This is a genomic window from Burkholderiaceae bacterium, assembly GCA_024235995.1.
Lineage (GTDB): Bacteria > Pseudomonadota > Gammaproteobacteria > Burkholderiales > Burkholderiaceae_C > Ottowia.
The window spans coordinates 1,296,508-1,323,147 of record JACKLI010000001.1 but is presented as its reverse complement, the minus strand read 5'-3'; the positions used below and the strand labels follow the sequence as shown (position 1 = coordinate 1,323,147).

The window sequence follows — 26,640 nt, the reverse complement described above, 5'->3', positions numbered from 1 at the left end:
GCAGGCCCTCTCTCACTCCCAGCGGTGCGGCAGACGCACCAGACCCGGCATCAGCGTCGGCCGCACGAAGCGGAAATGCCGAAACTGAAACCACTGCTCATACACCACCAACCCGCTGGCATCGAACAAAAACGCGCTGATCACGTACTGCCCGCTGTGCAAGCCCAACTCCGGGAAGGTCAGCACCGAGCGCCACACGCCGGGCGACACCGGCTGCGGCACCGCGCCGTCCTCGTGCGTGGCCAGCGAGGTAATGCCCACGCCGTGCGATTGCTCGATCATGAAGCCGATGTTGGGCCGCTCCTGCCCGCGCCCACGCACCGTGATCGTCACCACCAGGTCGGTGCTGCCCAGCAAAGGCGGATCACCTCCGTCCAGGTTGGCCACGTCCACCGACAGGATGGCGGCCATGTCATCGCCATGGGCCGGGGCCGCCGGTGGCGCGGGGGCCGCTGCCGCCTTGGCCTCGTCGCTCGCCGCGGGTGCGGCCAGCATGCGCGTGTGCATCTCATACGCGCCAATCACCGGCTCCGTCGGCCCCAGCTCCATCACCCGGCCATGGTCCAGCCACAGCGCCACGTCGCACAACTGGCGCACGTGGTAGGGGCTGTGCGAGCAAAACAAAATGGTGCAGCCGTTGGCGCGAAACGCCTCGATGCGCTCGATGCATTTTTTCTGAAAACGCTGGTCGCCCACCGCCAGCGCCTCGTCGATGATCAGCAAATCCGGCTCCACCGCCGTCACCAGGGCGAAGGCCAGGCGCACCACCATGCCCGACGAATAGGTCTTGACCGGCCGGTCGATCGCCTCGCCGATCTCGGCAAAAGCCAGCACCTGGGCCTCCAGCCGTGCCATCTGATCGTGCTCGATGCCGATCAGGCTGCCGCCGAAGTACAGGTTCTGCCGCCCCGTGAAGTCGGGGTGAAAGCCCGCCCCCAGCTCCAGGATGGCCGTGATGCGCCCGTGCCGCTCGACGCGCCCCTGCGTGGGCTGCACCGTGCCGCAGATCAGCTTGAGCAGCGTGCTCTTGCCCGCGCCGTTGTGGCCCACCACGCCCAGGCACTGCCCGCGCGCCAGCTCCAGGCTCACGCCCTGCAGCGCCCAGTGGCTGCGGTGCGTGGCGCGGCCCGTCAGCAGCGCCCGCAGGCGCGCGCGCGGCGAGTCGTACAAGCGGTACTCCTTGCCCACGTCGTGCAGCCGCAGGGGCGGTGGCCCGGGCCGGTCGATCGTGGCGCCGGTGTCAACACCCTCACACCCGTCTGTGCCGCGCAACATATTCATCCAGCAGTTGCCGAATCATTTTTTGGTACTGCATGTGGTGCTTGCGCGCGGTCTCCTTGAAGAACTCCACGCTGTCCGAGCTCAGCGAGATCGTGACTTTCGTCTGCTCGTTTTTCAGCGCCAGCTCTTCAGGCGAGGGCAGAAAGTCCGGCACCACCCGGATCGCGCCCAAGGGCTCGTCACCGTATCGAATTGGCTTGCTCATACACCGCCTTGCCTTTGCGCCAGTAGCCCGCCCCGATGATCCGGATGCGGCCGGCGCGGACCGTGAAGCGGACGGTAAGGATCCCGCTTGCGTCCCGATTCGCGCCGAAACAGTAGTAGCGTTTTTCATGCTGACTGTGCGTCAAGTCTTCGGCAATGACACGCCTGTGGTCCAGAACTGCCTGCTGCGCCTCGTAGAACGAAACACCATGCTTGCGCTGGTTGGCCGCATTCTTTGCATCGTCCCACTCGAAATTCGATTCATGCATCAACGCAGCCCAGCAATGATATGGCTATTTTGCCATACCTCTGTTTGCAGGCGCACTCCACGCGCGTCTCCGCTCGCGCAGCATGCGCTGCGCATAAGGCAGAAAGTCCTCGGTGTCGAAAACGTGGCGCCGAATCAGCGCCGCATGGTCCGCGTCACTGCCGAACAGGCGCTGGCCGTGCGCCAGGATCTCCCCCAGCAAGGGTTCGCCCACCGTCGTCAGGTCAATCAGGTCAACCGGCCGCCCGCACGCTGCCGCCAGCAACTCGATCAACTCCACCTCCTGCGCCACCGACAGCGGGCGATCGGCTTGCACGGCGATATCCAGATCGCTGTCCAGGCCCGCGCCACCTTGCGCCAGCGAACCGAAAACGAAAGCCAGCCGCAGGCCATCTCGCCCTTCGAGCAACTGGCGCAGTGGCCCAAGCTCGGCCGCGCCCAAGGGTTCGTTACCGTGTTGCTGTGGACTGCCCATTTTCAAGTCTACCCGCTTGGCCTGGCTCGCCCATCACAGCCAGTCCACCAGCGCGTCGCGGCTGCGCGCGATGGCCAGCGAAAGCGCCAGCGCCAGCGCGCCGATCCAGGCCGCCAGCGCCAGCCACACCGACGGCGGCGGCCACGAGCCTTGCAGCAGGGCCGACTGATAGCCCATGATCGGCGCCGTCATCGGGTTGAGCCACAGCAGCCAGCGCCAGCCCTCGGGAAACAGCGTGACCGGAAACAGCACCGGCGACAGAAACACCCCCAGCGACAGCAGCACGCCCACCACCTGCACCACGTCGCGCAGCGCCGCCGCCAGAATGGCCAGCAGGTAGGCCAGCAAAAAGGCCAGCACGCCCTGCAGCGCCAGCAGCGGCGCCAGCGCCCACACGCCCGGCGCAAACTGGTGGCTGCCCGCGTACAGCGGCACCAACAACAGCAGCAGCGGCGCAAACACCACGCCGCTGGCCAGCACCGCGCGGGCCGGAAACAGCACCGGCGGCAGCGGGTTCTTGTGCAGCAGGGAGCCGGCGTCCAGCAGGCTGCTCATGCCGCGCTGCACCGCGTCGGCAAAGGCCATCCAGGGCAGCATGCCGACGATCAGGTAGGTGCCCACGCGCGACGTGGGCGCGCCCTGGCCCAGGCGCATGCCAAACACCACGTCGAACACCAGAAAATACGAGGCAATGGTCAGCAGCGGCGGCAGCCACACCCACAGCAGGCCGCCGGCCGAGCCGGCAAAGCGCGCGCCCAGCTCGCGCCGCGTCAGCACCGCCAGCAAGGCGCGCAGGCGCCAAAGCTGGCGGCAGTCGTGCAGCAAGGCCGTCATGAATCAAGACGGCAGCCCCCGGCCGGCATGGGCCGCCGCGGGCTGCGGGTCAGAAGGTGTGAATGAATCCGGCGTGCCCGAGCAGAGCGCCCAAACGCGGCCGATCAAGACGCAAAGCGCAGACGTAGCGCGGGCTGCGGCGAGCATTTGCAACGCGGAGCGGGCGCGTTTGAGCGGGATGAGCGGGCATGGTGGGTTGGTTCACACCTTCTCAGTGCTTGGCGCCGCCAGACAAGGGGATCAGCTTGACGTGATGCCCCATCACGGCCTGCAGCGCCGGCTCCTGCACCTGGGCGTTCCGGTCTTCGGCCTCCCACACGCGGCCGCGCTCGCGCGCCGTCACGGTGTTGCGCACCTCCTCGCGAATGAGGGGGTAGACCTCGTCAAAAGGCTTCAGCCTGGCGGCCTTGCGCTCTTCGAGCTGGATGATGTGATAGCCAAACGGCGTGCGCACCGGCTCGCTCACGTCGCCCGGCTTGGCCAGGCCGAAAGCGGCATCCTCAAACGACTTGACCATCTTGCCGCGGGCAAAAAACCCCAGCTCGCCACCGCGCTCGGCGTTGGTCTTGTCGGTGGAGTTCTCGGCCGCCAGCTTGGCAAAGTCGGCGCCTTTCAGCACCTGGGCGCGCAGCGCCTGGGCGCGGGCCTTGACGGCGTCGTCGTCGCTGCCGTCCTTGGCCACCGCCAGCAGAATGTGGCGCGCGCGCACCTCCTCGGGCTGGGTGTAGCGGTCGGGCTTGGCCTGGTATTCGGAGCGGGCGTAGCGCTTGAGCGCCTCGTCATCGGGCAGCACGCCGCTCACGGCGCGCCGCAGGCTCAACTCCATCAGCGCCTGCTCTTGCCTGAGGGCCATCAGGGCGGCGCCTTCGGGGGTCTGGTCCAGCCTGGCCTGGCGCGCCTGGGCCGCCAGGGCGTGCTGCACGTACAGGCTGCGTGCAAAGCGATGGACCGAGGCCGGGGTGGCCCAGAAGGTTTCGCGCTCGCGCTCGGGCACCAACTCGTTGACAGCGGCCTCCAGTTGGGCGGCGGTGACGCCCCCGGCCGGGCCGCTGGCCACCACGGCATCGGCGGCGGGTGCGGCGGCCGGCTGTGCCAAGGCCGCGCCCACCGGCAGCCACAGGCTCAGCGCCAGCAGGGGCGCGGCCCAGGCGTGGCCCGGCCGGGCTTGAAGAAAGGGTTGCGGATTGCGGTTGGCGTGGTGCATAGACAGGAGAAAAAATCAAGAAAAAAGGCCGCAGCAGCACCGCGGCACAAGGGCGCCATCATAGCGCAGCGCCAGCGGTAGAGCGCCGCGGGGCGCCAGAGTTCCGCAGCGCCGGGGGCGCCACCGGTGCGCGCGACGCAAAAAAAAGCGGGGGTTGCCCCCCCGCTTTTGTTGCCGTACCCTGGGTGCCCGGGCCCAAGGGCCCGGACATCCGTGCGGCACAGCCGCTGCCTGGATTCAACTCAAGAAGGCATAGCGTAGAAACGAGCCGGGCCCGTCCAGCGATGCGGAAGGGTCAGACCGTAGTTGCCGTTGCCCGCCTTGATGGAGGTGGCGGCAAAGCCGATGGCCGGAATGGCCGTCGGGAAGCGGCCCGGTTGGCCCGCGTTGGGGTTGGGCGTGCCCAGAACCAGTTGGGCCCAGCCGGCCGGTCCAGCCACCAGGTCGGCCACGCTGTGGGCGGTAATCCCTGCCTGCAGCACCGAGCTGTTGCCGAACTGCAGCGTGAAGGACTCGCCGCAATACTGCCTGATGGTGCCAGGCGAGAATTCCTGGTTGTTGCGGGTGCGCTCTTCGCGATCCAGGGTGCTGAGGGCAGCGTCCATGCAGGCCATGGGGCCGTAGGCGGTGTGCTGCAGACGCAGTTGCTGGGTATAAGGCTTGAACGGATCGCCCTTGACACCACCCGTGAACTCATCGGCGTTGATCAGGAAGGCACCGTCCACCAGCAGGTTGAGGATGTTGAGGCCCGGGTTGATCACGTCATACGCCACGGCAGCATGGTAGCGGCGGACGGGCTGGGTCACGACCCAGTCGGTCATCCAGCTCACGGTGCTGGCGTCGGCGGCGGCGGCCACGTAGTCGTTCAGCAGGCGCTCTTTCTCGAACGCAATGCCGATCCTCGAAGCCTGGTCGAAAGGATCATCACCCGTAACCATGGGAGTGGACAGATCCGGGAAGTCCATCAGCACCGGACGCGGACCCAGGTTGCCCGGGTTGATGAGCGGCGGGAACCCGACGGAACCCGCCAGCAGGATCACGTCACTGGTGTAGCCAGCCACTTGCTCCATGCCACCGGGGAACAGACCGTCCGCCGGCACGTTGGTTTGCGGAGCAAAGTTGATCAGCGCCGGCGCGGTGCTGGCCGTGCCGTTGTTGCCCAGAGTCGGCTCGGCGGTGGCCAGCAGAGCGGACTGCGCGCCGCCATAGACAGCCAGTTGCTCGGTGTTGAACACACCCCAGGAGCCCATCAGACCGCCGGTGGGGCTGTCCAGGCCGTAAGCCAGCGCACCGTCGGGGGTGGTGACAAGGCTGGAGTTCATCAGCGCGCCAATCGGGCCTGCCGTGCAGGGCGCCACGCCAGCCACGTGCTTGGTGGCGGCAAACAGCGGGTTGACCAGCGGGTTGCCGTAGCCGTCCTTGGTGCCGGCGATGGTCGGCGGGATGTCGGCCATGTTCAGCACTTCGACATAGCCTTCGCGGGTCAGCGCGGCCCGCTGAGCGTCGGACAGCTGGATCGACAGGCGGTCGGTGTTGAAGTCAGCCGGCCACAGGCCGCTGGTCTGCGTGGGGTAGGTGCAGGACTTGTCTTCGGTGGAGATTTGCGCCAGGCCGGTGGCGACGTCACGGCTGACGGCCGCCGTCCACACGTCGCCAGGCGACAGGAACACGGTGAAGTCCATCACGTCGTCGGAGTTGGACGCGCCACGGAAACGGACCTTGACCGCCTTGCCGTTTTTCAGATCGGTGTTGGCGATGTTGAAGGCCGTGCTCATCACGCCTTGCGCCGTGTAGTACGGGGTGATCAGGGCATGACCGACACCGCCCGGGTTGCTGAAAACGTTGACCGCGGTGGGGGCGGTGATACCAGGAACCTGAAGTACCACGGCGGCGCTGGCGGCGCCGACATAGCCCAATCCGCCCAGGGCGACTGCTGCACTCAGCGACAGAATGCTCTTTTTCATAGCATGACTCCATTAAAAGAAGATAGTTGCAAGACCCAAGCGAATCTTGGAAATGCAAGGTAATGCTAACACGGTGCCAATGAGAATTTCAACCGCGCCCCATCAGGGAAGATGCAAGCACGGAGATTTGTTGTTTTTTGAAAACAACCGGGAACTGACGGGCACCTCTAAAAACCCCCGTCCTACCCTGACCTACCGCCCAAACAGTTAGACAATCCTCCGATGAGCACACCTCCCGACCGCAGCGCCGTCAAGTTCGACCTGTTTGCCGATGCCGCGCGCAAGCGCAAGATCGAAGCGCTGGGCGATCCGCTGCAGCTCATTGCCCGGCACATTGACTTTGACCACCTCACGCAGGTCATCGATGACCTGCTGCCCCGGGGAGACGGACGCAAGGGCGGACGCCCGCCGTACCCCACATCCGTCATGGTGCGCATCCTGGTCTTGAAGTACCTGAACCAACTGAGCGACGAGCAGGTGGAATACCAACTACTCGACCGCATGAGCTACCAGCGCTTTTGCTTGCTGGAGGACAGCGCCACCATCCCCGACCGCAATACCGTCTGGCATTACCAGCAGCGCCTGGGCGCCGATGGTGTGACGGCCTTGTTCCAGGCGGTCGATGGCCAGTTGCTGGGCCACGGGTTCATTGCACGCTGCGGGCAGATCATCGACGCCACCCTGGTGCCCGCGCCCATCCAGCACTTCACCAAGGATGAGAAAGAGCAGTTGGCCCAGGGCAAGACCCCCGAGGACTGGAGCGATGCCAAGCGCCGGCAAAAAGACCTGGACGCCACCCATACCAAGAAACACGGCAAGAGTTACCACGGCTACAAGCTGAGCATCAATGTAGACGTCAAGCACAAGTTCATCCGCAAGATCGCCACCGGCACGGCCAGCGAGCACGACAGCAGGCACTTCGATGAGGTGCTCGACGAGCACAACACCAGCCGGGATGTCTATGCCGACAAGGGCTACCCGAGCGCACGGCGCAGCGAAATGCTCCAGGTGCTGGGCTGGCGGGAGCATATCCAGCGCAAGGCCCAGAAGAGCAAGCCCCTGAGCGCATGCCAGAAGAAGCGCAACACGCGCATTGCCAGGATCCGTGCCCGAGTGGAGCACCCCTTTGCCCAAATGCGCCACATGGGCGGCAAGCTCATTCGCACCATCGGCCAGGTGCGCGCTGCGGTGGCCATGACCATGATGGCGGCCTGCTACAACCTCAAGCGCCTGGCCAGGTTCCTCGAAGATGGGGTGGATGCGTTCTACAAGGGCGGGCCATCAAAGAGCGAGGTGCGCCTGCAGGGGATCAATGCGTGAGAAATGGGGCGGAAAACGCCCTGGAACATGCCATATTTGCTTAAAAAATGGGCAGAACTGAAATGCTCGGTCTGCCTCAGTCGGCACGCTGCTGAAAACGGCGGTTTTTAGAGGTGCCCTGACATCTTTTGCCCTGCGTGCCGGCGCGCGGAACTGGCGCGCTCAAAGGGCCTGAAAAAACCACCACTGGCCGTCTTCGCGAATCCATTCTTCGTCGACGACGGCGTTGATTTGCTGGCCGACGAAGGGCTGCACCAGCAGCTTGCTGGTGACGCGCAGGCGGACGGTGCAGCGCTCGGCGGCGCAGTTGACGGCATGCACCTGCACGCCTTCCCACTGCCCACCGCTGCCAAAGCGCCTGGCGTAGTCGCGCTGCTTGACAATGGCGCGAAAACTGGGTTGGGCGTAGGTCCAGGCGGTCTTGAAGTCACCGGCGATCAGGGCGTCCCAGCGAGCCTCGACGCGCTGGGTGACGATTTGCTCGGTCGTCTGGGGGCCCAGGCTGGCGCAGGCCGAGAGCAGCAGCGCACCGGCAGCCAGGATGCCGCCCAGGGCATGGCGGCGCAGGCTGGAAGCGGGGGGAAGGGTCAGGGGCATGGCGTGGTGAGGGGTTGTGGGTGGGTTGAAAAGAAGCGGATTGTCGCAAACCGGCGACGCCGGCGCGTGGGCGGCGGCATTGGAGAAGAGCGCCCGGGGCGGCGCGCGTTCCCGCGGGCCGGGGCCGCGAGGTTAGCAAACGTAAAATTTGTGCCGCCGGATGTGCAGGCGGGCGCCGGCGCCCCGGGCGGGCGGCGCGCGGGGGCGGGGGGTGACTCAGAAGGTGTGAATGAATCCGGCGTGTCCGAGCAGACCGCCCAAACGCGGCCGATCAAGGCGCAAAGCGCAGACGTAGCTCGGGCTACGGCGAGCATTTGCAACGCCGAGCGGGCGCGTTTGGGCGGGATGAGCGGGCATGGCGGGTTCGTTCACACCTTCTCAGGGCTGGGTGGTGGCGGCGGGCAGCGCGGCACCGAGGGCGCCGCTGCCCAGCAGGCCCTGCATGCGGTCGCGCAGCTCGCGGCTGACGGCGCGGGCGTCTTCGTCGGAGCGCAGCACGCGCGGGGTGAGGATGACCAGCATCTCGGTGCGCTCGGTGTTGTTTTTGTGCTGGCCAAACAGCGCGCCCAGCACGGGGATGGACGAGAGGATGGGCAGGCCGGACTTGCCGTTGGAGTTGGAGTCCTTGATGAGGCCGCCGAGCACCAGGGTTTCGCCCGAGCGGACGGCAACCTTGGAGTTGATCTGGCGCTGCATGAAGGTGGGGTAGCCGGCGGTGGCGACGGAGCTGGAGTCGGGGCCGATGTTGGTGACCATCTGGTTGATGTCGAGGGTGACCAAATCGCCCGCGCTGACGGAGGGCGTGACGCCGAGCATGACGCCGGTGTCCTTGTACTGGATGTTGGTGGTGAGGTAGGGGGTGACGGCGCCGGACTGGGTGGTGCCGGTGTTGATGGGCACCTGGTCGCCCACCTGGAAGGCGGCGGTGTGGTTGTCGAGCACCATGAGCGAGGGGCTGGACATGACCTTGACCAGCGATTTCTTGGCCAGGGCGGTGAGCACGGCGGCAACCTTGCTGCCGTTGCTGAGGCTGTAGGTGAAGGCGTCGCTGGTCTGGGCGGTGGGGGTGGGGGTGGCGCTGGAGCTGGAGATGGGGTTGGGGTTGCCCAGCACGCCGAGGCCGTCGAAGCGGCCCAGGCCGCCGTTGAAGGCCCATTGCAGGCCGTATTGCAGGTTGTCGCCCAGGGTGACTTCGACGATGGAGGCTTCGATGAGCACCTGCGCGCGCTGGATGTCCAGGCGCTTGAGGGTGGCCGCGATGCGCTGGTATTCGGCCGCGCTGGCGTGGATGAGCAGGGTGTTGTTGATGCGGTCGGCCATGACGCGCACGTTGCCGGCCAGGGTGGTGGTGACGACGTTGGGGCCGCGCGCGCCGCCCTGCTGCTGGCCGATGCCGCCCGCGCCGGCGAAACCGCCGCCGCCGAAACCACCGCCGCCGAAGCCGCCGCCGGTGCCAAAGCCGCCGCCGCCAAAACCGCCGGTGCCGAAGCCCCCGCTGGAGCCGAAGCCGCCGGTGCCGCCGGTGCCGAAGCCGCCGGTGCCGCCGGTGCCGAACTGGTTGCGGTTGGAGCCGAACTGGCTGGCGAAGCTGTTGTTGACGTTGCTGTAGCCGCCGGCGCTGGTGAGGCCGGGGGCGACGCCGGTGAGGCCGCTGAAGCCGGTGCTGGTCTGGGTGGTGGCGCCGTAGATGCCGTTGAGCAGCTCGGCCAGGTGGTCGGCGGAGCCGTTTTGCACCTTGTAGACGAACAGTTGGGGTTCGGTGCTGTTGACGTTGGGCTGGTCGAAGCGCTCGATCCAGTAGCGCACTTCGTCGAGGTAGGCGGCGCGCGGGGTGATGACCAGCACGGCGTTGATGCGCTCGATGGGGATGACGCGCAGGGCACCGAACAGGGGGCTGGATTCGCCCATGCCCTGCAGGGCGGGGGCGGCGCCGGGGGCGCCCTGCGGGGCCGGGGCGGGCGCGGCCGTGCCGGCGCGCGGGGCGGTGCCGGTGGCGGCGCCCGTGGCGGCAGCGGCGGCGGTGCCGCCGGAGAGCATGCGCAGGGCGTTGTCGATCTCGGCGGCGCTGGTGTATTTGAGCGGGAACACGCCGACGGACATGCCGCGCAGGAGGTTGACGTCGAAGGTCTTGACGAGGTCGAGCCAGCCTTCGGCCTCGGCGCGGGTGCCGCGCATGATGAGCACGTTGCGCAGGTTGTCGACGCGGACGATGGCGTCGGAGGCGACCATGGGCTGCAGGATTTTGGCCATCTCGCCGGCGCCCAGGTATTCGAGCGGGATGATGATGGTGCCGTAGCCGGGCGGCAGGGGTTTGCCGGGCTCGGCCAGCACGGGGGCGGCAACGATGCCCTTGAGGGCTTCGGGGGTGCCGACGTGGTAGGTGCCGCGGGGGTCGCGGGCCATGACGATGCCGTTGACCTGGAGCGCGGATTCGAGCAGCAGCAGGGCGCGGTCGGCGCTGACGCTGCCGCGCGTGGTGAGGGTGATGGTGCCGTTGAGCGGCGGGTGAACGACGTAGTCGACCTTGAGCAGCTCGCCCAGCATGACGCGCACCACCTCGGCGGCGGGGGCGGATTCGAACTTGAGGCTGGTGGTGGCGCCCTTGGCGGGGCGGCTGACGGGCACCGCGGGGGGGGCGAGCAGCCGGTCGTTGCCGCGGATGATGACGGGCTCGCTGGCCGACGCGGCGGAGGCCGCGGAGGCGGCCGTGGCGGGCGCGGCGGGAACGGGGGCGCTGGCCGGCTGCGCAGGCAGGGGAGCGGGCTCGGTCCAGGTGGCGACGGGCTGGGCGTCGCCAGGCAGCGGGCCGGGCTGGGTGCAGGCCGACAGGACACCCAGGAGCAGCAGCAGGGACAGGGAGGAGGAAGGGCGGTGCATGGCGGGCATGGGGCAGCGGGTGTGGGTTGCGTCGGGTCAGGGCTTGACGCCCGTGGAGCGGGGCGGAACGCGCCGGGCGGAGCCGCCAAAGCTGCCGAGCGGGATGTCGGCTGGGGCGGCGGCCGGAGCCGGTGGCGCTGGCGTGGCCGGCGCCGGTCGGGCGGCCGGAGCCGGTGGCGCGAACCGTGCGGCCGGTGCCGGAGTCGGAGCCGCGGCGGGCCGGGTGCCCGGGCGCTGGCGGGGTGTGGTGGCGGATGGGCGGGCCGGGGCGTTGGCGCCGGAGGGGGCGGCGTCGGGGTCGGGCAGGACGGACAACTGGATGCGGCGCTGCTGGCCGGCGCGCTCGAACACGGCGTCGCGCCCTTCGATGGCGCGCAGGGTCCAGTCGCCGACTTGCTCGCCGGTGCGCACGAAGCGGTCGTTGCCGTCTTCCTGCAGCATGACGCCGGTGAGCAGGGGGCCGGCCACCAGGCCTTGCAGCCTGACCTGCTCGATGGCGGTGGGCGGCGGGGCGGCGGGGGCGGCGGCCGAGGCGGCGCTGGCGGGGGCCTGGGGACGGCGGGCGGGGTAGAACAGCGGGCGGGCCAGGATGTCGGGGTAGTCGGCGGCGGCGGCCGGGTTGGGCCGCAGGGCGCTGGCGCGGGCGTCGTCGAGGTTGGGGGCCTGGGGCGCTGGCGCCTGCCACTGGCGCCAGTGCGCCAGCGGGCCGGGGCCGAGCCACAGGGCCGCGAGCAGGAGGCCCATGAGGGCGACGGCGCCGACGTACAGGGGGGTGGCAAGGCGGGTCATGGCCGGCGCTCCTGCAGCACGTAGAGGTCGAGCTGGGCGAGCACCACGGGCGAGGTGCCGGGCATGCCGCCAAATTGCACGGCCAGTTGCATGTTGGTGGTGTAGATGGCGGGGCGCTGCTGCACCAGTTCGCGCAGGAAGCCGACCAACTGGGGCCACTGGCCTTCGATGCGCAGGACGAGGCCGATGCGGTCGAAGCCGTGCTCGTCGCGCGGAGCGGCGGCCTGGCTGCTGCTGATGCGCAGGTCGCGGGCGGTGGCGAGTTCGCGCACGCGCTGCAGGGCGTTGTTGCCGACCTGGCCGGCGTCCTGGCCGGCGGGGTAGACGAATTGCTGGAGGTTGGCCTGCACGGCCTGGCTCATCTGCGCGAATTCGTCCTTGTGCTGGATGAGGCCGGTGAGGCGGGCGTAGCGGGGGTCGATGGCGGCCAGTTGGGCGGCGGCCTGCTGGTGCCGGCTGACGACGAACCAGGACGACCAGGCGAGCAGCGCGAGCAGCAGCGCGCCGGCGGCCAGCAGCCAGAGGAGTTCGGGGCGTGGGGCGCGGCTGGTGTTCATGAGGCGGCGCCCTCGGGGCCCAGGATGGGGCCGTAGCGCCTGGCGTCGAGCTTGAGTTCGATGATGAAGGTCTCCTTGTCGGCACCGACGGGGCGGGTGGCGGGCGAGGCCAGGCGCACGTCGTGCACGCCGGGCTGGGCGCCCAGGCGCTGCACGAGGGCGGCGGCGTCGTCGGCCTGGCCGTTGAGCACCACTTTGACGCCTTCGACGCGCAGGACGGAGAGCCAGGCGTCGTCGGGCAGGGTGCGGGTGAGCATGTCGAGCACGGGGGGCAAGGCCAGTTGGGCGTTGAATTGCTGCTGGATCAGGCGCAGGTGGTCGAGCTGCTGGGTGAGTGCCTCGCGCTGGGCCTGCTGCGGGGCGCTGTCTTTTTGCAGGGCGGCAAAGGCCTGGCTGGCCTGCTGGGCGCGCCCGCGCAGCAGGATGGTGGGGGTGAGCACGAGCGCGAGCAGCAGGGCCAGGGCCAGGGCCAGCAGCAGCAGGCGGCGGATGAGGCCCTGGCGCACGCGGCGTTCGCGCGCGCCTTCGCCGAAGCCGCGCAGGACGATGGGGGTGAGGGCTGGTGTTGGGGCGGCCGTGGTGGCGGCGGGTGGCAGGGCCCAGATTTCAGGCTGGGTGACGGTGCTGAAACGGGTGGCCAGCGATTCGAGTTGCTGGCGGGAAGTGATGGCGATGTCGACCTGGATGCGCTGGGGGTCGAGGCGCCGCGCGCTGTAGCCGGAGATGGTTTGCCCGGCGGCAAAGGGGCTGGCGGCGGCGACTTCGAGCTGGACGGCCTGCGCCAGCTCGGCGGGGGCCAGCGGCGGCAGGGTGAGGCGGCGGTCGAGCCAGAGGGCGGCGGGCAGCTCCAGTGCCTGCACGGCGTCGTCGGCCACGGGGGCGGGGGTGGGCTGCGCCTGGCCGTGGGCCAGCAGCCAGGTGCTGGCGCGGCCGTCGGCCTGGTGCAGTTGCACGGGGACCTGGGGCACCAGCCGGCGCAGCAGGGGCCAGTCCAGCAGCAGGGCGCCAGCGGCCCGCCATTGGTGGGGCCATTGGGCGGGCTGGAGGCCGAAGAAGCGGGGTATGTCGGGTTGGGCAGCGGTCATGAAACAAAGGCAGCCTTGCGTCAGCGGGCGGCTTGCGCGATCTGGCGGTCGGTGCGCATCAGGCGCCAGGGCGCCGTGGGCGAGTATTCAGGCCCCAAGGCCACGTCCTGGGTCAGGGTGAGTATTTTGCCTGCATCCAGAGGCACCCGGGCGCTGAGGCGGTAAAAAGGCGAGGCGCCGGCGCTGCCGAGGAGCTGGGGGCTGAAGCCGGTGGTGTTGGCGCCGGGCTGCCCGCCGGCGAGCTGGGCCTGGTATTGAGCCACGGCGCCGGCGTTGCCCTGGGCGAGCACGAGCAGGACGTCGGGGGGGGCGGCGGCGGGGTTGACGCGGGTGCCGGCGTCGAGGTCGGCGCTGAGCAAGGGGGCGACGCGGGCGTAGAGCCCGTAGTCGAAGCCGGGCACGAGCATGAGGTCTTCGACGGCCTCGAACTGGCGCGGGGCGGCGCGGGCCAGGGCGGCGCCGGCGGGGTCGCCCTGGAAGCGCCCGTTGCCCCAGTCGACGACGGTGCCGGCCAGGTCGCGGGCGGGGCCGGCGGGCAGGCCGCCGGCAAACTGGAGCACGGCGGCCATCTGGTCGGGGGTGATGCCGTTGAGGGCGATCAGGCCGCCGAGGGGCATGAGCTGCACCTGGATGGACAGCCCGGCGTAGTCGACGGTGACGGTGGTGGCGGCGGCGGGCCGGTTGCGCGTGGCCTGCAATTGCTGCAGCACGAGGGCGTTGGCGGCTTCGCCCAGGGCCTGGCCGGTGGCGGCGTCGCGCTGGAGGCCGACCAATTGGATTTGCTGGCGCACGGTGGTGCTGACGCCAATGACCAGGATGCTGAGCGCGGCCACGATCCAGAGCACGGCCACCAGGGCCATGCCGCGCGGGGCGGCGACGGGCCGCGGACGGGGGGGCGCCATGGATTGGTTCAGCTCAATTGCGGCCACCAAAGGAGCCTCCGGTGGCGCTGGGGTCGCTGGTGCGGGTGGCCAGCAGGCTGATGACGAGGGGCGGCCAGGGGGGCTGCGGCCCTTCGATCTGGATTTGGACGGCGGCGGGCAGCATGGTGGGCGGCAGGGCGTTGGCGGGAACACCGGGCGGGGGCCAGACGGGGCTCCATTGGCCGCTGTAGGGGTCCTGGTAGCTGAGTGAAAAGGCGCTGACGGGCCAGGCCAGCACGCGCCCGGGCGCCTGGCCCCAGGCGTCGAAGCCGGGGGCGCCGCTCCAGGGGGCGTAGCGCAGCACGAGGCGGGAGCCGCCCTCGCCTGGCTCCAGGCCCAGGTGCAGGTAGTGGCGCCCGCCGAGGCTGTAGCGCGCGGGCATGATGCCGATCCAGGACAGCTCGGCCGGGCCGGCCTGGAAGAACGGCACCTGGACGGGCCTGTCGGCGCTGAGCTGCTGGTGGCGGCGCGCGGATACGCGGCCCAGCACGTCCTGCAGCAGGGTGCTGGCCAGGCGGTAGTCGTCGGCGGCTTCGATGCGCTGCTCGACGCGCTGCTCGACCTGGCCCATGGAGCGCAGCGCGCTGGTGAGCACCAGCATGAGCATGGCCAGCAGCACCAGCGCAATCAGCACCTCGACCAGGGTGAAGCCGCGCGGCGCCGGGGATGCGGGCGCGGACTTCATGGGACGACGCCCCCGCGCGGCGGGCGGCGCTCGGGCCGCAGGCTGGTGAGCTCGAACGTGCGCTGGACGGTGCCGTCGAGCCAGGAGACGTCGATGACGATTTGGTGCAGGCGGGCGGCCTGGGGATCGGCGCTGTTGACGGGGGTGGGATAGGGGCGGCTGGCGACTTGCCAGCCGAAGCCGGCGGCTTGGCCGGCTTCGTTGAGGCCCTGGGCGGGCACGGTCTGGTAGGCGGCCAGCAGCGATTGGGCAAACCCCATGGCATGTTCGTGCCGGGCCAGCACGCCGGCCTGGCGGGCGTTGTTGCCGCTGACGCGGTAGAGCATGCCCAGGGCCATGGCGGCGATGGCGAAGGCGACCAGGATTTCGAGCAGGGAAAAGCCGCGCTGCGTGGGCTGGAGGCGCTGCCGGCCCCTCTCCCCAGAGGGGAGAGGGAGCCAAGGCATGGCCCCCTCGCCCGCTTGCGGGAGAGGGTTGGGGTGAGGGCCGGCGGCCGTGGTCATGGCTGGATCGGCTCCTGCTCGACGCGGCCCGAGAACCAGTCGACGCGCAGGCGCACGCCGCTGCCGGAGGGGCGGATGAGGTCGACGCTGCCGCCGGAGGCGCCGCCGCGCGGCAGGAAGCGGATGGCCAGGCGGCCGTCGGCGGTGCTTTCCTCGGCGGCCATGACGGCGCGCATGGCGAGGGGCTCGGGCACGGTGTGCCGGGGGCCGCCGTCGATGCCGAAGCTGCGGGCGCGCAGATCGACGGTGAAGCGGGTTTCGACGCCCTGGCTTTGCGCCTGCTGGCGCGCGACGCGCATGTCGGCGAGCACCTGGCGCACGGTGTCGCGGTACTGGCTGGATTCGTGCAGGCGCTCGAAGGCGATGGGGATCAGGCCGACCATCAGGGCCATCAGGGCGATGACGACGAGCAGCTCGATGAGGGTGAAGCCGGCGGCGCGGCGCGGGGGCCGGCCAAGCCCTCGAAATACTCTGTTTTTCATAGCTGCTCGCGCTTTACCGACAAGCGCCAGAGCCATATTTGACCAATATTTCAATGCCCCGGCCGTGACTTACTGCTTGTTGCGCACGTCGACGTTCTCGCCCTCGCCGCCGGGGGCGTTGTCGGCGCCCAGCGACAGGATTTCGAGGCCGCCGTTGGGGCCGGGGTTGGCGTAGTGGTAGGGGTTGCCCCAGGGGTCGGCGGGCAGGCCGCCCTTGAGGTAGGGGCCGTTCCAGCCATTGGCCGAGGCGGGCTTGGCGACGAGGGCCTGCAGGCCCTCGGCGTTGGTGGGGTAGCGACCGACGTCGAGCTTGAAGATTTCGAGCGCCTTGTCCAGGTCGGCGATCTGGATGCCCGCCGTCTTGGTCTTGGCGCCGCCCAGGCGGTCCATCACGGCCGGGCCGACCAGGCCGGCCAGCAGCGCGATGATGGCGATGACCACCAGCATCTCGATCAGGGTGAAGCCGCGCGCGGCGCGGGCGAATTGGCGGCGGATGATGGCTTGCATGCGGTGGTTCCTTTTGAATGGAGGGGTCAGCCCGCCAGGTCGTTGATGGACAAAATACCGAGCAGGATGGAGACGATGATGGCCGCGATGAGCGCACCCAGCACCAGGATGAGAATGGGCTCCAGCAGGGTGAGCGCCCGCTTGATGCCGGTTTCGACCTCGCGGTCGAGCACGTCGGCCAACTCGTTCATCATGGGGCCGATGCGGCCGGTTTCCTCGCCCACTCGGATCAGGTTGATGGCCAAAGGTTCAAACACCTGCGTGGCCTCCATGGCGCGCACCATGCGCGCGCCTTCCTTGACCATCGGCGCCATCTTGGCCAGGGGCGCGCGCAGGTTGGCGTTGCCCACGGTCTCGGTGGCGATGTGCAGGCCAGTCAGCAGCGGCACGCCGTTGCCCAGCAGGGTGCCCAGCGAGCGGGCGAACAGGGTCAGATCGTATTTGTAGAGCAGCGGCCCGATGACGGGCAGCCCGAGCACGCGCGCCTGCCACCAGGCACGACCCGAGGGCGAGCGAAACCAGCGCCAGGCCAGCCAGCCAAACAGCAGGGCGGCGATGCCGATGAGTAGGCCGTAGTGCCGAAAACCCTGGCCCAGGGCCATGACGAAACGGGTGGGCAGGGGCAGCGCGTCGCCCATACCCTTGAAGAGCTTTTCGAACTGGGGCACGACGAAGCCGAGCATGCCGGCCAGCGAGAGCGCGGCCACGCCCAGCAGGATGGCGGGATACAGGGTGGCGGAGATGACGCTTTCGCGCAGGGCGCGCAAACGATCCATGTGCGCGACCAGGCGGGCCAGCACCTCGGACATCTGGCCGCTGGCCTCGCCCGAGCGCACCATGTTGAGGTAGAAGTCGCCAAACAGCTTGTCGTGCTTGGCCAGGGCGCGCGAGAAGGTGGCGCCGCCCTTGACGTCCTCCAGCACGCCCTGCAGCAACTGTTGCACGCGCGGCTTGGCGCTCATCTCGATCAGCACGCGCAGCGCGTTGTCCAGCGCCAGGCCGGCGCGCAGCATGATGGACAGCTCGCTGGTGAAGGCCAGCACATCAGCCCGGTTGACCGGCCCCTTGTCCACGCGCCGCACGCGCCCGCCCACGGTGACGCCGGCCGCGGCGGCCGCGCTCTCGACCTTGAGCGGCGTCAGGCCCCGCTCGCGCAGCTGGCGCAGCACGGCGTCGGCGGCCGCCGCCTGGCTGCGGCCTTCGATCAGCTGCCCGTCGGCCTGGGCGGCGCGCCATGCGAACTCAGGCATCAGCCCTCACCCTGGTCTTGCGTGACGCGCAGCAGCTCGTCCAGGCTGGTGACGCCCGCCGCCACCTTGCGCAGGCCGTCCTCGTACAGGCTGTGCATGCCCGCATGCATGGCCAGGGCGTGCAGGCTGCTCGCGTCCTGCCCCTGCAGGATGGCGCTGCGCAGGGCCTCGTCGACCACCAGCAGCTCGTGGATGCCGGTGCGGCCCTGGTAGCCGGTGCCGCGGCAGTGATCGCAACCCCGAGCCTCGTACATGGGCTGGCCAGCGGGCAGAAAGCGCCCCAGGCCCGAGTCCTGCAGCAGCTCGGGCGCGGGCTGCACCGGCGCCTTGCAGTGCGGGCACAGGCGGCGCACCAGGCGCTGGGCCAGCACGCCGTTGACGGTGGAGGTGATGAGGTAGCGCTCCACCCCCATGTCCTGCATGCGGATGACGGCGCTGGCGGCGGTGTTGGTGTGCAGGGTGGACAGCACCAGGTGGCCGGTGAGCGAGGACTGCACGGCGATCTGCGCGGTCTCGCCGTCGCGCATCTCGCCGATCATGATGATGTCCGGGTCCTGGCGCAGGATGGAGCGCAGGGCGTTGGCGAAGGTCAGGTTGATCTGGGTGTGGACCTGGATCTGGTTGATGCCGGCCATCTGGTATTCGACCGGGTCCTCGACGGTGATGATCTTTTGCGAGGTGGCGTCCAGCTCGGCCAGGGCGGCGTACAGCGTGGTGGTCTTGCCCGAGCCGGTGGGGCCCGTCACCAGCAGGATGCCGTGCGGGCGATGCACCAGCTGGTGAAAGCGCTCCAGCGTGTCGGGCGCGAAGCCCATGTCGCCCAGCCCGAAGCGCACGCTGGCGCGGTCGAGCACGCGCATGACCACGCTCTCGCCGTACACCGTGGGCACGGTGGACACGCGCAGGTCCAGCTCGCGCCCCTTGACGCGGGTCTTGATGCGCCCGTCCTGCGGCAGGCGGCGCTCGGCGATGTCCAGGTGCGCCAGCAGCTTGACGCGCGAGCTGACGGCCGCGCCCTGCCCCGCCGGCACCACCTCGCCGGGGTGCAGCACGCCGTCGACGCGGTAGCGCACGTGCAGGCCGTCGTCGAAGGGCTCCAGGTGGATGTCGGAGGCGCGCAGCTCGATCACGCGCCCGATCAGGCTGTTGACCAGGCGGATCACCGGCGCCTCGCTGGCCAGGTCGCGCAGGTGCTCGACGAAGTCGCCCGCGCCCTCCTCGTCCAGCGCCCCGTCGTCGCCGGTTTCGGCCGCGGCCTCCTCCTGCTGGCGCTGCAGCGCCTTGCCGATGTCGGAGGGCAGGCCCACGGCGGGGCGCACCGCCAGGCCGGTGGTCAGGTGCAGGGCCTTGAGCACGAAGGCGTCCTGCGGCGCGCGCATGACCACGTCGAGCCGGCCGTCCTCGGCGCGCAGCGGCAGCACGTGGTGGGTCTTGAGGAACTCGGGCAGCAGGCCGGGCAGCTCGGGCGGCACCTCGGGAAACGCCTCGGCGGCCACGAAGGGCAGGCCCAGGTGCTCGGCCAGCGCGTGGGCGGCGTCGGGCTCGGACACCAGGCCCAGGCTGACCAGCACGCCGTCCAGCGCGCCGCCCATCTCGTGCTGCGCAGCCAGCGCCCGCTCCAGGTCGCGCGGCGTGAGCTTGCCGGCGCGCACCAGCAGCTCGCCGTACTCGGGCCAGCGCACGGTCCAGCCGTCCGCCGCGGTTGGGGGCGGGGACGAAACAAGGGGGCTGGAGGGCAAATCGGTCATGGGCTGTGGCGCGCGCGGGGCGGGTGAACGGCAGGAGCCGGAGAGCAAACTGGAATTTTACGGGGTGCAGGTGCACGCCCGTTCACCCCCCGCCGCGCACGCCGAAGGGGCCGGCCTGCACGCGGCGCGTGAAGCGCTCGCGCAGGTCGGAGCTGGGTTTCTCGAAGCTGTGAAACACCAGGGCCGAGACGGCGAACACCAGCAGCACCCACAGCAGCACCAGCCAGCCGACGATGGGCGCCGGGTCGATTGCCCACACCTTGATGAAGTGGGTGATGAGGGCGATCAGGGGGTAATGGCACAGATAGATGGAGTAGGAGTAGTCGCCCACGCGCGCGGCCAGCCAGCGCACGCCCCAAATGCCCCCGCGGCGGGCGGTGAGCCAAGGCAGGATCAGCACGGTGCCGACGCCGGGCGCGACGATCAGCGCCAGATCGTTGAAGCGGCCGCCGGCAAACCGGCCCCAACCGACCAGCATGAAGTAAAACATGGCGGCGGCCGCGCCGAGGGTGAGCGCGAGGCCGAGCAAGGCCTTGCGGCCCTGGGCGCGGCCCCACCATTGCGGGTGCCAGCGGTTGAGGATGGCGGCGGCCACGCCCCAGCCGGTCGCGTCCAGGTGCATCAGGGTGACGCGGCGGATGTTGTCGTCCCAATTGAAAAAATCGGTCGAGGGGGTCACCAGGGTGCGCAGGACGGTGGGCACCCCGATCAACAACCCGGCGACAACCCAGAACAAATGCCGGCGCTCCAGGCGAACGAGCCAGGCGACGGCGCCCAGCAGCAGCGGCATCAGGAAATAGAACCATTCGTCGAGCGCCAGGGACCAGGCCTCGGCAAAAAACAAGGGCTTGGTCTCGGCCTTGAAAAGGTTTTGCGAGAACACCGCAAAAGACCATGCGAAGCGCCCTTGCTCGATGCCCCACCACGCCAGCAGCGCGTTGACGAGCAGGAACAGGTAGTAGTTGGGAATGGTGCGAAACCAGCGGCGCAGCCAGAAGTCGCGCGCGCTGGCCCACCAGGCGCCCCGTGTCTCGAAGCTGCGGATCATCATGGAGCCGATGAGAAAGCCGCTGAGCACGAACAGCCATTCGATGGAAAACACGGCGCAGGCGCTGAGGGCGGCATGCCAGCCACTCCAGTCGGACAGGCCGGTGGCGAGAAAAAAACCGAAGTAGCCGTGGTTCATCAGCACCACGCTGATGGCCAGCGTGCGCAGCATGTCGAGGCCGAAGTTGCGCTGATAGCGCGCGGCCGGCGATGGCGGACTCATTGGGCTACCCTCCGCGCTGGGCGCCGTGGGCCTGCCAGGCTTGCCAGACGGGCGAGCGCCACAGGCGCAGCAGGCTGGTGACGTGCCACAGCAGGGGCTGCCAGCCGCGCCGGCTGGCGCGCTGGGCCTGGTGCTGCACCAGGGCCGTGTCGGCGCACGCCAGGCGCCAGCCGGCCAGTTGCAGGCGCAGGCACAGATCGACGTCTTCGCAGTACATGTGAAAGCTTTCATCGAAGCCCTGGAGCTGGGCATAGGCGCCGCGGCGCAGCAGCAGGAAGGCGGCATTGACCCACTCGGGCGCCTGGCCGGGACGCAGCTCGTGCGGGCGGCGCAGCAGGTGGCGGCGCAGCAGCCGGGCCGGCGTGGGGGCCAGGCGCTGGTGGTCTTGCCGGCGGCCCTGGGCGTCGCATTGCTGCGGATAGGCGGCGCCAATGCGGGGGTCGCCGGCCAGCCGCTCGCACAGGGCTGGAAAGGGGTTGGCGGGCAGGCGCAGGTCGGGGTTGAGGACGGCAAACAGCGGTTGCCCGCCATGGCTGCCGTCCAGGGCAAAGGCCCGGTTGTGATTGGCGCCAAAGCCCAGCGGCGCCGGGGATTCGATGAGCCGCAGCTCGAACGGCCAGCGCTGGGCGCGCCAGCGCCCGGCCCGCGCCGGGTCGGGGCGATTGAGGGTGACGATGACGCGCTGCAACCGGGGTTCGCCCAGCGCGGCGAGGTCGGCGAGCAGCCGATCGACCTCGGGCCCCTGCCCGTGACTGACGACCGAGGCCGTGATGCCGTCCGACGGCGCCGGGGCCGACGCCTGCTGCATCACGGCAACTCGGCCTGCGCCAGCGGCAGGCCCTCGCGGTCCTTGGCCGAGAGGATGGGGGTGTCGATGCCGTGGGCCGCGAGCGGCCATTGGATGCCGATGGCCGGGTCGTCCCAGCGGATGCTGCGCTCATGCTCGGGCGCGTAGTAGTCGCTGGTCTTGTAGAGGAAGTCGGCGCTGTCGCTGAGCACCACGAAGCCATGGGCCAGGCCGGCCGGCACCCACAACTGGCGCCGGTTGTCGGCCGTCAGCTCCACGCCCGCCCAGCGCCCGAAGGTGGGCGAGTCGCGGCGGATGTCGAGCGCCACGTCGAACACCGCGCCCTGCACCACGCGCACCAGCTTGCCCTGCGGCTGGCGCAACTGGTAGTGCAGGCCGCGCAGCACGCCCCTGGCCGAGCGGCTGTGGTTGTCCTGCACGAAGTCGATGTCCAGCCCGGTGGCGGCGGCAAAGCGGCGGCGGTTGTAGCTTTCGGTGAAAAAGCCGCGGGCGTCGCCGAACACCTGGGGCTCCAGAATGAGAACGCCTGGAAGGGCCGTTGAAATGACTTTCATGAATCTTGGAGGAAAAATCAAAAATCAGTGCGTGAATTCATTGATCCATTGCAGCACCTGATCCGGGGGATAGCCCCTGTGAAAATGCCTGCGCCATGGATATGCACTGGCATTTGAACCATCCTTCATTTTTATTGCGTCGGTATTGCAGACAAATTTGGCCGGCGAGCCCGCCACAACCACATCGGGGGCAACATCGCGTGCAACCGAGCTGTGGGCGGCCACCAAAGCCCCCCGGCCGATGGTCGCCCCGGGCAAAATGACGGACATGGTGGCAATGGCCACGAAGTCCTCCACCACGACACCCATTCGAACCTCGCTGGGAGGGTGAGGGTCATTGGTGAGGACCACATACGGGAAAATCCAGACGAAATTCCCGATGCTGGATTTCTGCCCGACATGGACATTGCTATGGAACCGGACGAAATCACCAATCCTGCAATGCCCCTGGATGTCGCCCAATGTTCCGATCTGGAAATTCTTTCCGGCGCGCGTTTGCTCTCGCACGGTGACGCGATGGCCGGTGGTCAGGTTTTGATCGAATGTCGAGCCTTCATAAAAGACGCTGTGGGAGCGGATGAGGCTGTTTTTTCCGATCGAGAGCATGCCGCCATGCGCCGCATCGCTTGCCGGGCAACCCAATTCGCAGTGCGACCCGATGACGGTGTTGTCGCCAAGGGATACGTTCTTGTGCACGATGGTGTAGGGACCAATCGCCACGTTCGAGCCGATGATCGCCTGGTCGTCGACAAGGGCTGTCGGGTGTATGGATGCAGCAGTCACCGTGCTCTCAGTTCGTTTCAAGGCCAGGGGCCCGGCCGGGCTTCAGGGTCGATCCCAAAGACGGCAGGTTACTTGCAAGTCCAGCCACTTGAAAAGCCCTTGTCCGCTGACGGGGTCGATGCGCAACTGCGGCTCGAACCCCACGGGGCTGTCGATCGAGAATTCCATCGATACGGTGCCATCGCCCCAAGGAGCGTGCGCTTGCCGCGCCGACTGCGCTTGAGTGTATGCGGCGGCCCCTCGGGGGCGAAAAAATATCTCGGTGGTCTCCTGCGCCCGGGTGAGCAGCGTCAAGCGCACGCCGAGAGTACGGCATCGATCCAGGCCCTGGGCAGCAGGGGAAGCCGGCACGGGAACAAGCCATTGAACATCCCCTTCGCCCCGAAACCATCCGTCGCGCAAAAGCACCGCGTTCCGCCATGATGCACGCTCGAAATCGGCCGTGCCGGACCAGTGCAGCAAGGTCTGGCCGAAACCCTGGCGGGCCACGATGGGCAGGTAGCGCACGAAGGAGGCGTGAATGTCGCGCGCATGGATGTAGGCGCGCGTCAGGTCGGGGATTCCCATCCAGGCCAGATCGAGGCAATCAATCGGCTCACCCGAGCCGAGCTGACGCTGAAGGCAGGCCAGGTCCCTGGCGCGGGCCTGCGCGGCCTGGCGATAGTGGGTCTGGACATCGAAAACGCCGCGCGCCCAGCCAAGCAGCGCCAGGACCAGCAGCGCCCCCACCAGGGCCGGCATGGCGTGAGGGCGCCGACGCCAGCCGAGGAACAGCACGGCGGCCAGCCAGGGGAACAGCAGGGTCACCCAGAAAAAATGAAACCGTTCGTAGGAAAACTGGAAGACTTGCACGGCGCCGCGGATGGCCGGATCGCGGAAGCCGGCGCGGCCCATGCTGACGATTGCCAGATAGGAAAAAACCACGGCGCTGAGGGGCAGCAGCACCAGGGCCAGGCGGCGCCAGCGCGCCGATGACGGCGCCGGGCGGGTCAACCCCCGGCGCAGCACCCAGGCGAGAGCCCCCCCCCAGATCAGGCACACCCCGGCAGCCCATCCCAGCTCCAGGGCGACAGAATGAAAACCGTGCCCGGTGCCGCGCCCGATCTTGCCCAACAGGTAGGCCCAGAAGTCCGAACGGTCGGGCCAGGTGACGCCCAGGTACTGCTGCACACCGTCAATCCGCGCGGGGTTGCGCGTCAGATAAAGCTGCAAGCCGCTGGTGAGCGCGCCCGCCAGGCCCAACGCCCACCCGGCCGCACGCACGCGCGCCAGCAGCGCCGGCCGTTCATGCCCGCGCATGCCCCAGGCCAGCATGATCCAGCAGGCCCCCAGCACCAGCGCCGCCACGGCGCCGGAGATGTAGGACAGGCCGGCCAGCAGCCCGAGCAGGAAAATCCACCCCCGTTGCCCGCGCCCCCCATCCTGTGGGGCAAGCACCAGGCCCATGGCGCCCAGCAACGGCAGCAGCGGCAGCGCCTGGTGGTACGCCAGGCTCTGCTCGCCCCAGTAGCTGCCGGACTGCAGCATGGGAATGCAAAAGGCAAACAAGCCCGCTTGTTGCAGACGGTTGCCACACACCTGCCCCAACAGGCGCCATTGCAGCCAGAGCAGGCCGCCCAGCACGCCCAGCATCGACAAGGTCTGGTATGCCAGGGCATTGCCGCCCAGCCACCGCTGGGCCCATGCGTCCAGGCCCAGCCCGATGGGCGCCAGGGTGTTGTTGACCGCGCGAAAGAGCCGCGCCGGATCGAGCGACAGCGCGTTGCGCTGATCGTAGACGCGCCAATCATCGAGAAAGGGTAGATCGGTGCCCCAGCGCAGCCACGCCAGCACGTTGGCGCCCAGCATCAGCAGCGGCAAGGCGACGCAGGCGCGCAACAGCCAGGTCCTGGCAAACGAGTGCTTTTCAATGCGTGCCATGCGGGGTGAAAATCCAGCGCTGCACAAAAAACATCAGGGGCACGCACACCAGCGTGGCGACCAGGGGGGCCAGCCATGCGGGGCCCCGCAGCCAGGCAACCCATGCTTGCACCACGGCGAGCCCAAGGCCCAGTTGCAAACCTTGACTGAAGGCGGCCCACAACAGCGAACAGCGCTTGCCAGGCCTTGCAAACACCGCATGGCGCAGCAGGAGAAAGGACAGACCGACGCCGCAGGCAAAGGCCAGCGCGTAGGCCAGGCGATAGTCCAGCCATTGCAGCAGTGCCAGGTACAGCGCGTAAGTCACGGCGGTGTTGGCGCCGCCGGCGGCCAGATAGCGCAGGGCCTCGCGTGCGATCACGCAGCGGCTCCGGCGGCGCGCACCTCGGCCACGAACTGCGCGTGGTCGCGGATGTAGTCGGCCGCGTCATAGGGGTCGGAGGCCAGCACCAGCAGCACGGCGTCGGGCGAATAGCGGTGCTGGACGCCCCACACCATGGGCGGCAGCAGCAGGCCCAGGTTGGGACGGTCGAGCACGAAGGCCTCGCGCCGCGCGCCGTCGTCGGCAATGACGTGGATGGAGCCCTTGACGGCCATCAGGAACTGGCTGCAGCGCCGGTGCGCGTGCGCGCCGCGCAGCTCGGCGCTGGGCACGTTGTAGACCAGAAAGCTGCGCTGCACGGCAAAGGGCAGGTCGGGCCCGACCTCGGCCACGCACAGATCGCCGCGCGCGTCCTTCACCTCGCGCAGCACGTGCAGGCGCACGCCGCGCACGGCGCTGTCGATGACGCAGGGGCCGGTGGGCAGGGCTCGCTGGCTCATGGAGCTTCGAAGCGATCGATGCGCAGCGCCACGGCCTGCGGGCGCTGCTTGGTGTTTTCATAGGCGCGCCAGGCGTAGGTGCCGACGATGCCCAGGCTGAGCAGGTTGAGCGCGCCGAAGAACAGGATGGCGATCATGGTCATCGAATACCCCGGCACCTCGATCAGGCCGGTGAGCTTGCCGAACAGCACCAGACCGGCCATGACCACCGCCACCGCCATGCCCAGCAGGCCGGCGCGGGTGAGCCAGCGCACCGGCAGGTCGGTGAAGGCGAACACGCTGTCGGCCAGGTAGGCGATCTTCTTGCTCCAGGTCCAGGCCGATGCGCCGTGGCGGCGCGGCTGGCGCGCGTAGGGCACGCTGGCACGGCGAAAGCCCAGCCAGAAGATCTGCGCGATGAGCGAGCTGCGGCTCTCGTGCAGGCCCAGCAGCGCGTCGCGAAAGGCCTGGTTGCAGGCGAAGATGTCCACGCCGCCGGGCGGCATCTCGGGCACCACCCAGCGGCGGTAGGCGGCCCAGAACAATTGCGCCTGCCAGCGCTGCATGAAGGGGTCGTGGCGCAGGGCGCGCTCGGCCACCACCACGTCGGCCTCGCCGCGCGCCAGCACGGCCTGCATCTGCGGCACCAGCTCGGGCGGCTCCTGCAAATCGGCCGCCATGACGGCGAAGTGCTCGCCGCGGGCGTGCTGCAGGCCGGTGCGCACGGCGGCGAAGGCGCCGAAGTTGCGCGTGAGCAGCACCAGCGTGGCGCGCAGGCCGGTGGCCGGCAACTGCTCGCGCAGCAGGGCGTGGCAGCGGTCGGGGCTGCCGTCGACCACGAACACCACCTCCAGCGCGCCGGCGAGCTGCCGGTGCAGGCCCTGCACGGCGGCCAGCAGCTCGGGGATGGAGCCCTCGTTGCGGTAGACCGGGATGATGAGGCTGAGCACC

28 protein-coding genes are annotated in these 26,640 nt (G+C 69.1%); 1 reads left to right on the top strand and 27 read right to left on the bottom strand.

Translation table 11 applies throughout. The features are described from left to right. Positions 1–12: 12 nt before the first annotated feature. From H6927_06425 to H6927_06395, 7 genes are all read right to left on the bottom strand, one after another. Positions 13–1,275 (bottom strand): ABC transporter ATP-binding protein, encoded by a 1,263-nt coding sequence (locus H6927_06425; protein MCP5217735.1) that lies wholly within the window; start codon positions 1,273–1,275, stop codon positions 13–15. Next, a complete protein-coding gene (locus H6927_06420; protein MCP5217734.1) occupies positions 1,250–1,486 on the bottom strand; it encodes a BrnA antitoxin family protein in 237 nt (78 codons plus the stop codon). The genes H6927_06425 and H6927_06420 overlap by 26 nt, the downstream gene beginning before the upstream one ends. Continuing rightward, complete coding sequence (locus H6927_06415) at positions 1,461–1,754, bottom strand: BrnT family toxin (GenBank protein ID MCP5217733.1); 294 nt, start codon at positions 1,752–1,754, stop codon at positions 1,461–1,463. Before H6927_06415 ends, H6927_06420 begins: the two co-directional genes overlap by 26 nt. A gap of 24 nt (positions 1,755–1,778) precedes the next feature. Next, the gene (locus tag H6927_06410) at positions 1,779–2,228 is read right to left on the bottom strand and encodes a nucleotidyltransferase domain-containing protein (GenBank protein ID MCP5217732.1); all 450 of its coding nucleotides are present in this window, start codon (positions 2,226–2,228) and stop codon (positions 1,779–1,781) included. Between the two features lie 33 nt (positions 2,229–2,261). Then, complete coding sequence (locus H6927_06405; GenBank protein ID MCP5217731.1) at positions 2,262–3,062, bottom strand: ABC transporter permease; 801 nt, start codon at positions 3,060–3,062, stop codon at positions 2,262–2,264. A 211-nt stretch (positions 3,063–3,273) separates the two neighbouring features. Next, entirely contained in the window at positions 3,274–4,266 is a 993-nt protein-coding gene (locus H6927_06400) for a peptidyl-prolyl cis-trans isomerase (protein ID MCP5217730.1), read from the bottom strand. A 242-nt stretch (positions 4,267–4,508) separates the two neighbouring features. After that, the gene (locus H6927_06395) at positions 4,509–6,230 is read right to left on the bottom strand and encodes a hypothetical protein (protein MCP5217729.1); all 1,722 of its coding nucleotides are present in this window, start codon (positions 6,228–6,230) and stop codon (positions 4,509–4,511) included. A 222-nt stretch (positions 6,231–6,452) separates the two neighbouring features. Here H6927_06395 and H6927_06390 point away from each other — a divergent pair, with 222 nt between their 5' ends. Then, positions 6,453–7,550 (top strand): IS5 family transposase, encoded by a 1,098-nt coding sequence (locus H6927_06390; protein ID MCP5217728.1) that lies wholly within the window; start codon positions 6,453–6,455, stop codon positions 7,548–7,550. 162 nt (positions 7,551–7,712) lie between these two features. On the opposite strand, the gene H6927_06385 is transcribed toward H6927_06390, so the two are convergent. From H6927_06385 to H6927_06290, 20 genes are all read right to left on the bottom strand, one after another. Then, positions 7,713–8,147: a hypothetical protein gene (locus H6927_06385; protein MCP5217727.1), complete on the bottom strand. Its 435-nt coding sequence runs from the start codon at positions 8,145–8,147 to the stop codon at positions 7,713–7,715. 378 nt (positions 8,148–8,525) lie between these two features. Next, complete coding sequence (gene gspD / locus H6927_06380) at positions 8,526–11,033, bottom strand: type II secretion system secretin GspD (GenBank protein MCP5217726.1); 2,508 nt, start codon at positions 11,031–11,033, stop codon at positions 8,526–8,528. A gap of 27 nt (positions 11,034–11,060) precedes the next feature. Further along, positions 11,061–11,813, bottom strand: coding sequence for a hypothetical protein (locus tag H6927_06375; protein MCP5217725.1), 753 nt, complete (start codon positions 11,811–11,813; stop codon positions 11,061–11,063). Continuing rightward, positions 11,810–12,370, bottom strand: coding sequence for a hypothetical protein (locus H6927_06370; GenBank protein ID MCP5217724.1), 561 nt, complete (start codon positions 12,368–12,370; stop codon positions 11,810–11,812). The genes H6927_06375 and H6927_06370 overlap by 4 nt, the downstream gene beginning before the upstream one ends. Further along, positions 12,367–13,455, bottom strand: coding sequence for a PilN domain-containing protein (locus H6927_06365; GenBank protein MCP5217723.1), 1,089 nt, complete (start codon positions 13,453–13,455; stop codon positions 12,367–12,369). The genes H6927_06370 and H6927_06365 overlap by 4 nt, the downstream gene beginning before the upstream one ends. A gap of 20 nt (positions 13,456–13,475) precedes the next feature. Next, positions 13,476–14,357, bottom strand: a complete 882-nt coding sequence (locus H6927_06360; protein ID MCP5217722.1) for a general secretion pathway protein GspK — start codon at positions 14,355–14,357, stop codon at positions 13,476–13,478. Between the two features lie 13 nt (positions 14,358–14,370). Beyond that, positions 14,371–15,063, bottom strand: coding sequence for a prepilin-type N-terminal cleavage/methylation domain-containing protein (locus tag H6927_06355; protein MCP5217721.1), 693 nt, complete (start codon positions 15,061–15,063; stop codon positions 14,371–14,373). Beyond that, positions 15,060–15,509, bottom strand: coding sequence for a prepilin-type N-terminal cleavage/methylation domain-containing protein (locus tag H6927_06350; protein ID MCP5217720.1), 450 nt, complete (start codon positions 15,507–15,509; stop codon positions 15,060–15,062). The genes H6927_06355 and H6927_06350 overlap by 4 nt, the downstream gene beginning before the upstream one ends. A 53-nt stretch (positions 15,510–15,562) precedes the next feature. Continuing rightward, positions 15,563–16,048, bottom strand: coding sequence for a GspH/FimT family pseudopilin (locus tag H6927_06345; GenBank protein ID MCP5217719.1), 486 nt, complete (start codon positions 16,046–16,048; stop codon positions 15,563–15,565). 69 nt (positions 16,049–16,117) lie between these two features. Then, a complete protein-coding gene (gene gspG, locus H6927_06340) occupies positions 16,118–16,555 on the bottom strand; it encodes a type II secretion system major pseudopilin GspG (protein ID MCP5217718.1) in 438 nt (145 codons plus the stop codon). A 26-nt stretch (positions 16,556–16,581) separates the two neighbouring features. Next, entirely contained in the window at positions 16,582–17,805 is a 1,224-nt protein-coding gene (locus H6927_06335) for a type II secretion system F family protein (GenBank protein ID MCP5217717.1), read from the bottom strand. After that, a complete protein-coding gene (gene gspE / locus H6927_06330) occupies positions 17,805–19,553 on the bottom strand; it encodes a type II secretion system ATPase GspE (protein ID MCP5217716.1) in 1,749 nt (582 codons plus the stop codon). Before gspE ends, H6927_06335 begins: the two co-directional genes overlap by 1 nt. A gap of 82 nt (positions 19,554–19,635) precedes the next feature. Further along, positions 19,636–20,823: an acyltransferase gene (locus tag H6927_06325; GenBank protein ID MCP5217715.1), complete on the bottom strand. Its 1,188-nt coding sequence runs from the start codon at positions 20,821–20,823 to the stop codon at positions 19,636–19,638. A 4-nt stretch (positions 20,824–20,827) separates the two neighbouring features. After that, the gene (locus H6927_06320) at positions 20,828–21,631 is read right to left on the bottom strand and encodes a glycosyltransferase (protein MCP5217714.1); all 804 of its coding nucleotides are present in this window, start codon (positions 21,629–21,631) and stop codon (positions 20,828–20,830) included. Further along, the gene (gene rfbC / locus H6927_06315) at positions 21,631–22,185 is read right to left on the bottom strand and encodes a dTDP-4-dehydrorhamnose 3,5-epimerase (protein ID MCP5217713.1); all 555 of its coding nucleotides are present in this window, start codon (positions 22,183–22,185) and stop codon (positions 21,631–21,633) included. Before rfbC ends, H6927_06320 begins: the two co-directional genes overlap by 1 nt. Positions 22,186–22,209: 24 nt before the next feature. Then, entirely contained in the window at positions 22,210–22,953 is a 744-nt protein-coding gene (locus tag H6927_06310) for an N-acetyltransferase (protein MCP5217712.1), read from the bottom strand. A gap of 57 nt (positions 22,954–23,010) precedes the next feature. Continuing rightward, on the bottom strand, positions 23,011–24,846 hold the full coding sequence (locus H6927_06305; protein MCP5217711.1) for a hypothetical protein: 1,836 nt from the start codon (positions 24,844–24,846) through the stop codon (positions 23,011–23,013). 28 nt (positions 24,847–24,874) lie between these two features. Continuing rightward, a complete protein-coding gene (locus H6927_06300) occupies positions 24,875–25,249 on the bottom strand; it encodes a GtrA family protein (GenBank protein ID MCP5217710.1) in 375 nt (124 codons plus the stop codon). After that, positions 25,246–25,710, bottom strand: coding sequence for a WxcM-like domain-containing protein (locus H6927_06295; protein MCP5217709.1), 465 nt, complete (start codon positions 25,708–25,710; stop codon positions 25,246–25,248). Before H6927_06295 ends, H6927_06300 begins: the two co-directional genes overlap by 4 nt. After that, on the bottom strand, positions 25,707–26,639 hold the full coding sequence (locus tag H6927_06290; GenBank protein ID MCP5217708.1) for a glycosyltransferase family 2 protein: 933 nt from the start codon (positions 26,637–26,639) through the stop codon (positions 25,707–25,709). The genes H6927_06295 and H6927_06290 overlap by 4 nt, the downstream gene beginning before the upstream one ends. Position 26,640: the final 1 nt, after the last annotated feature.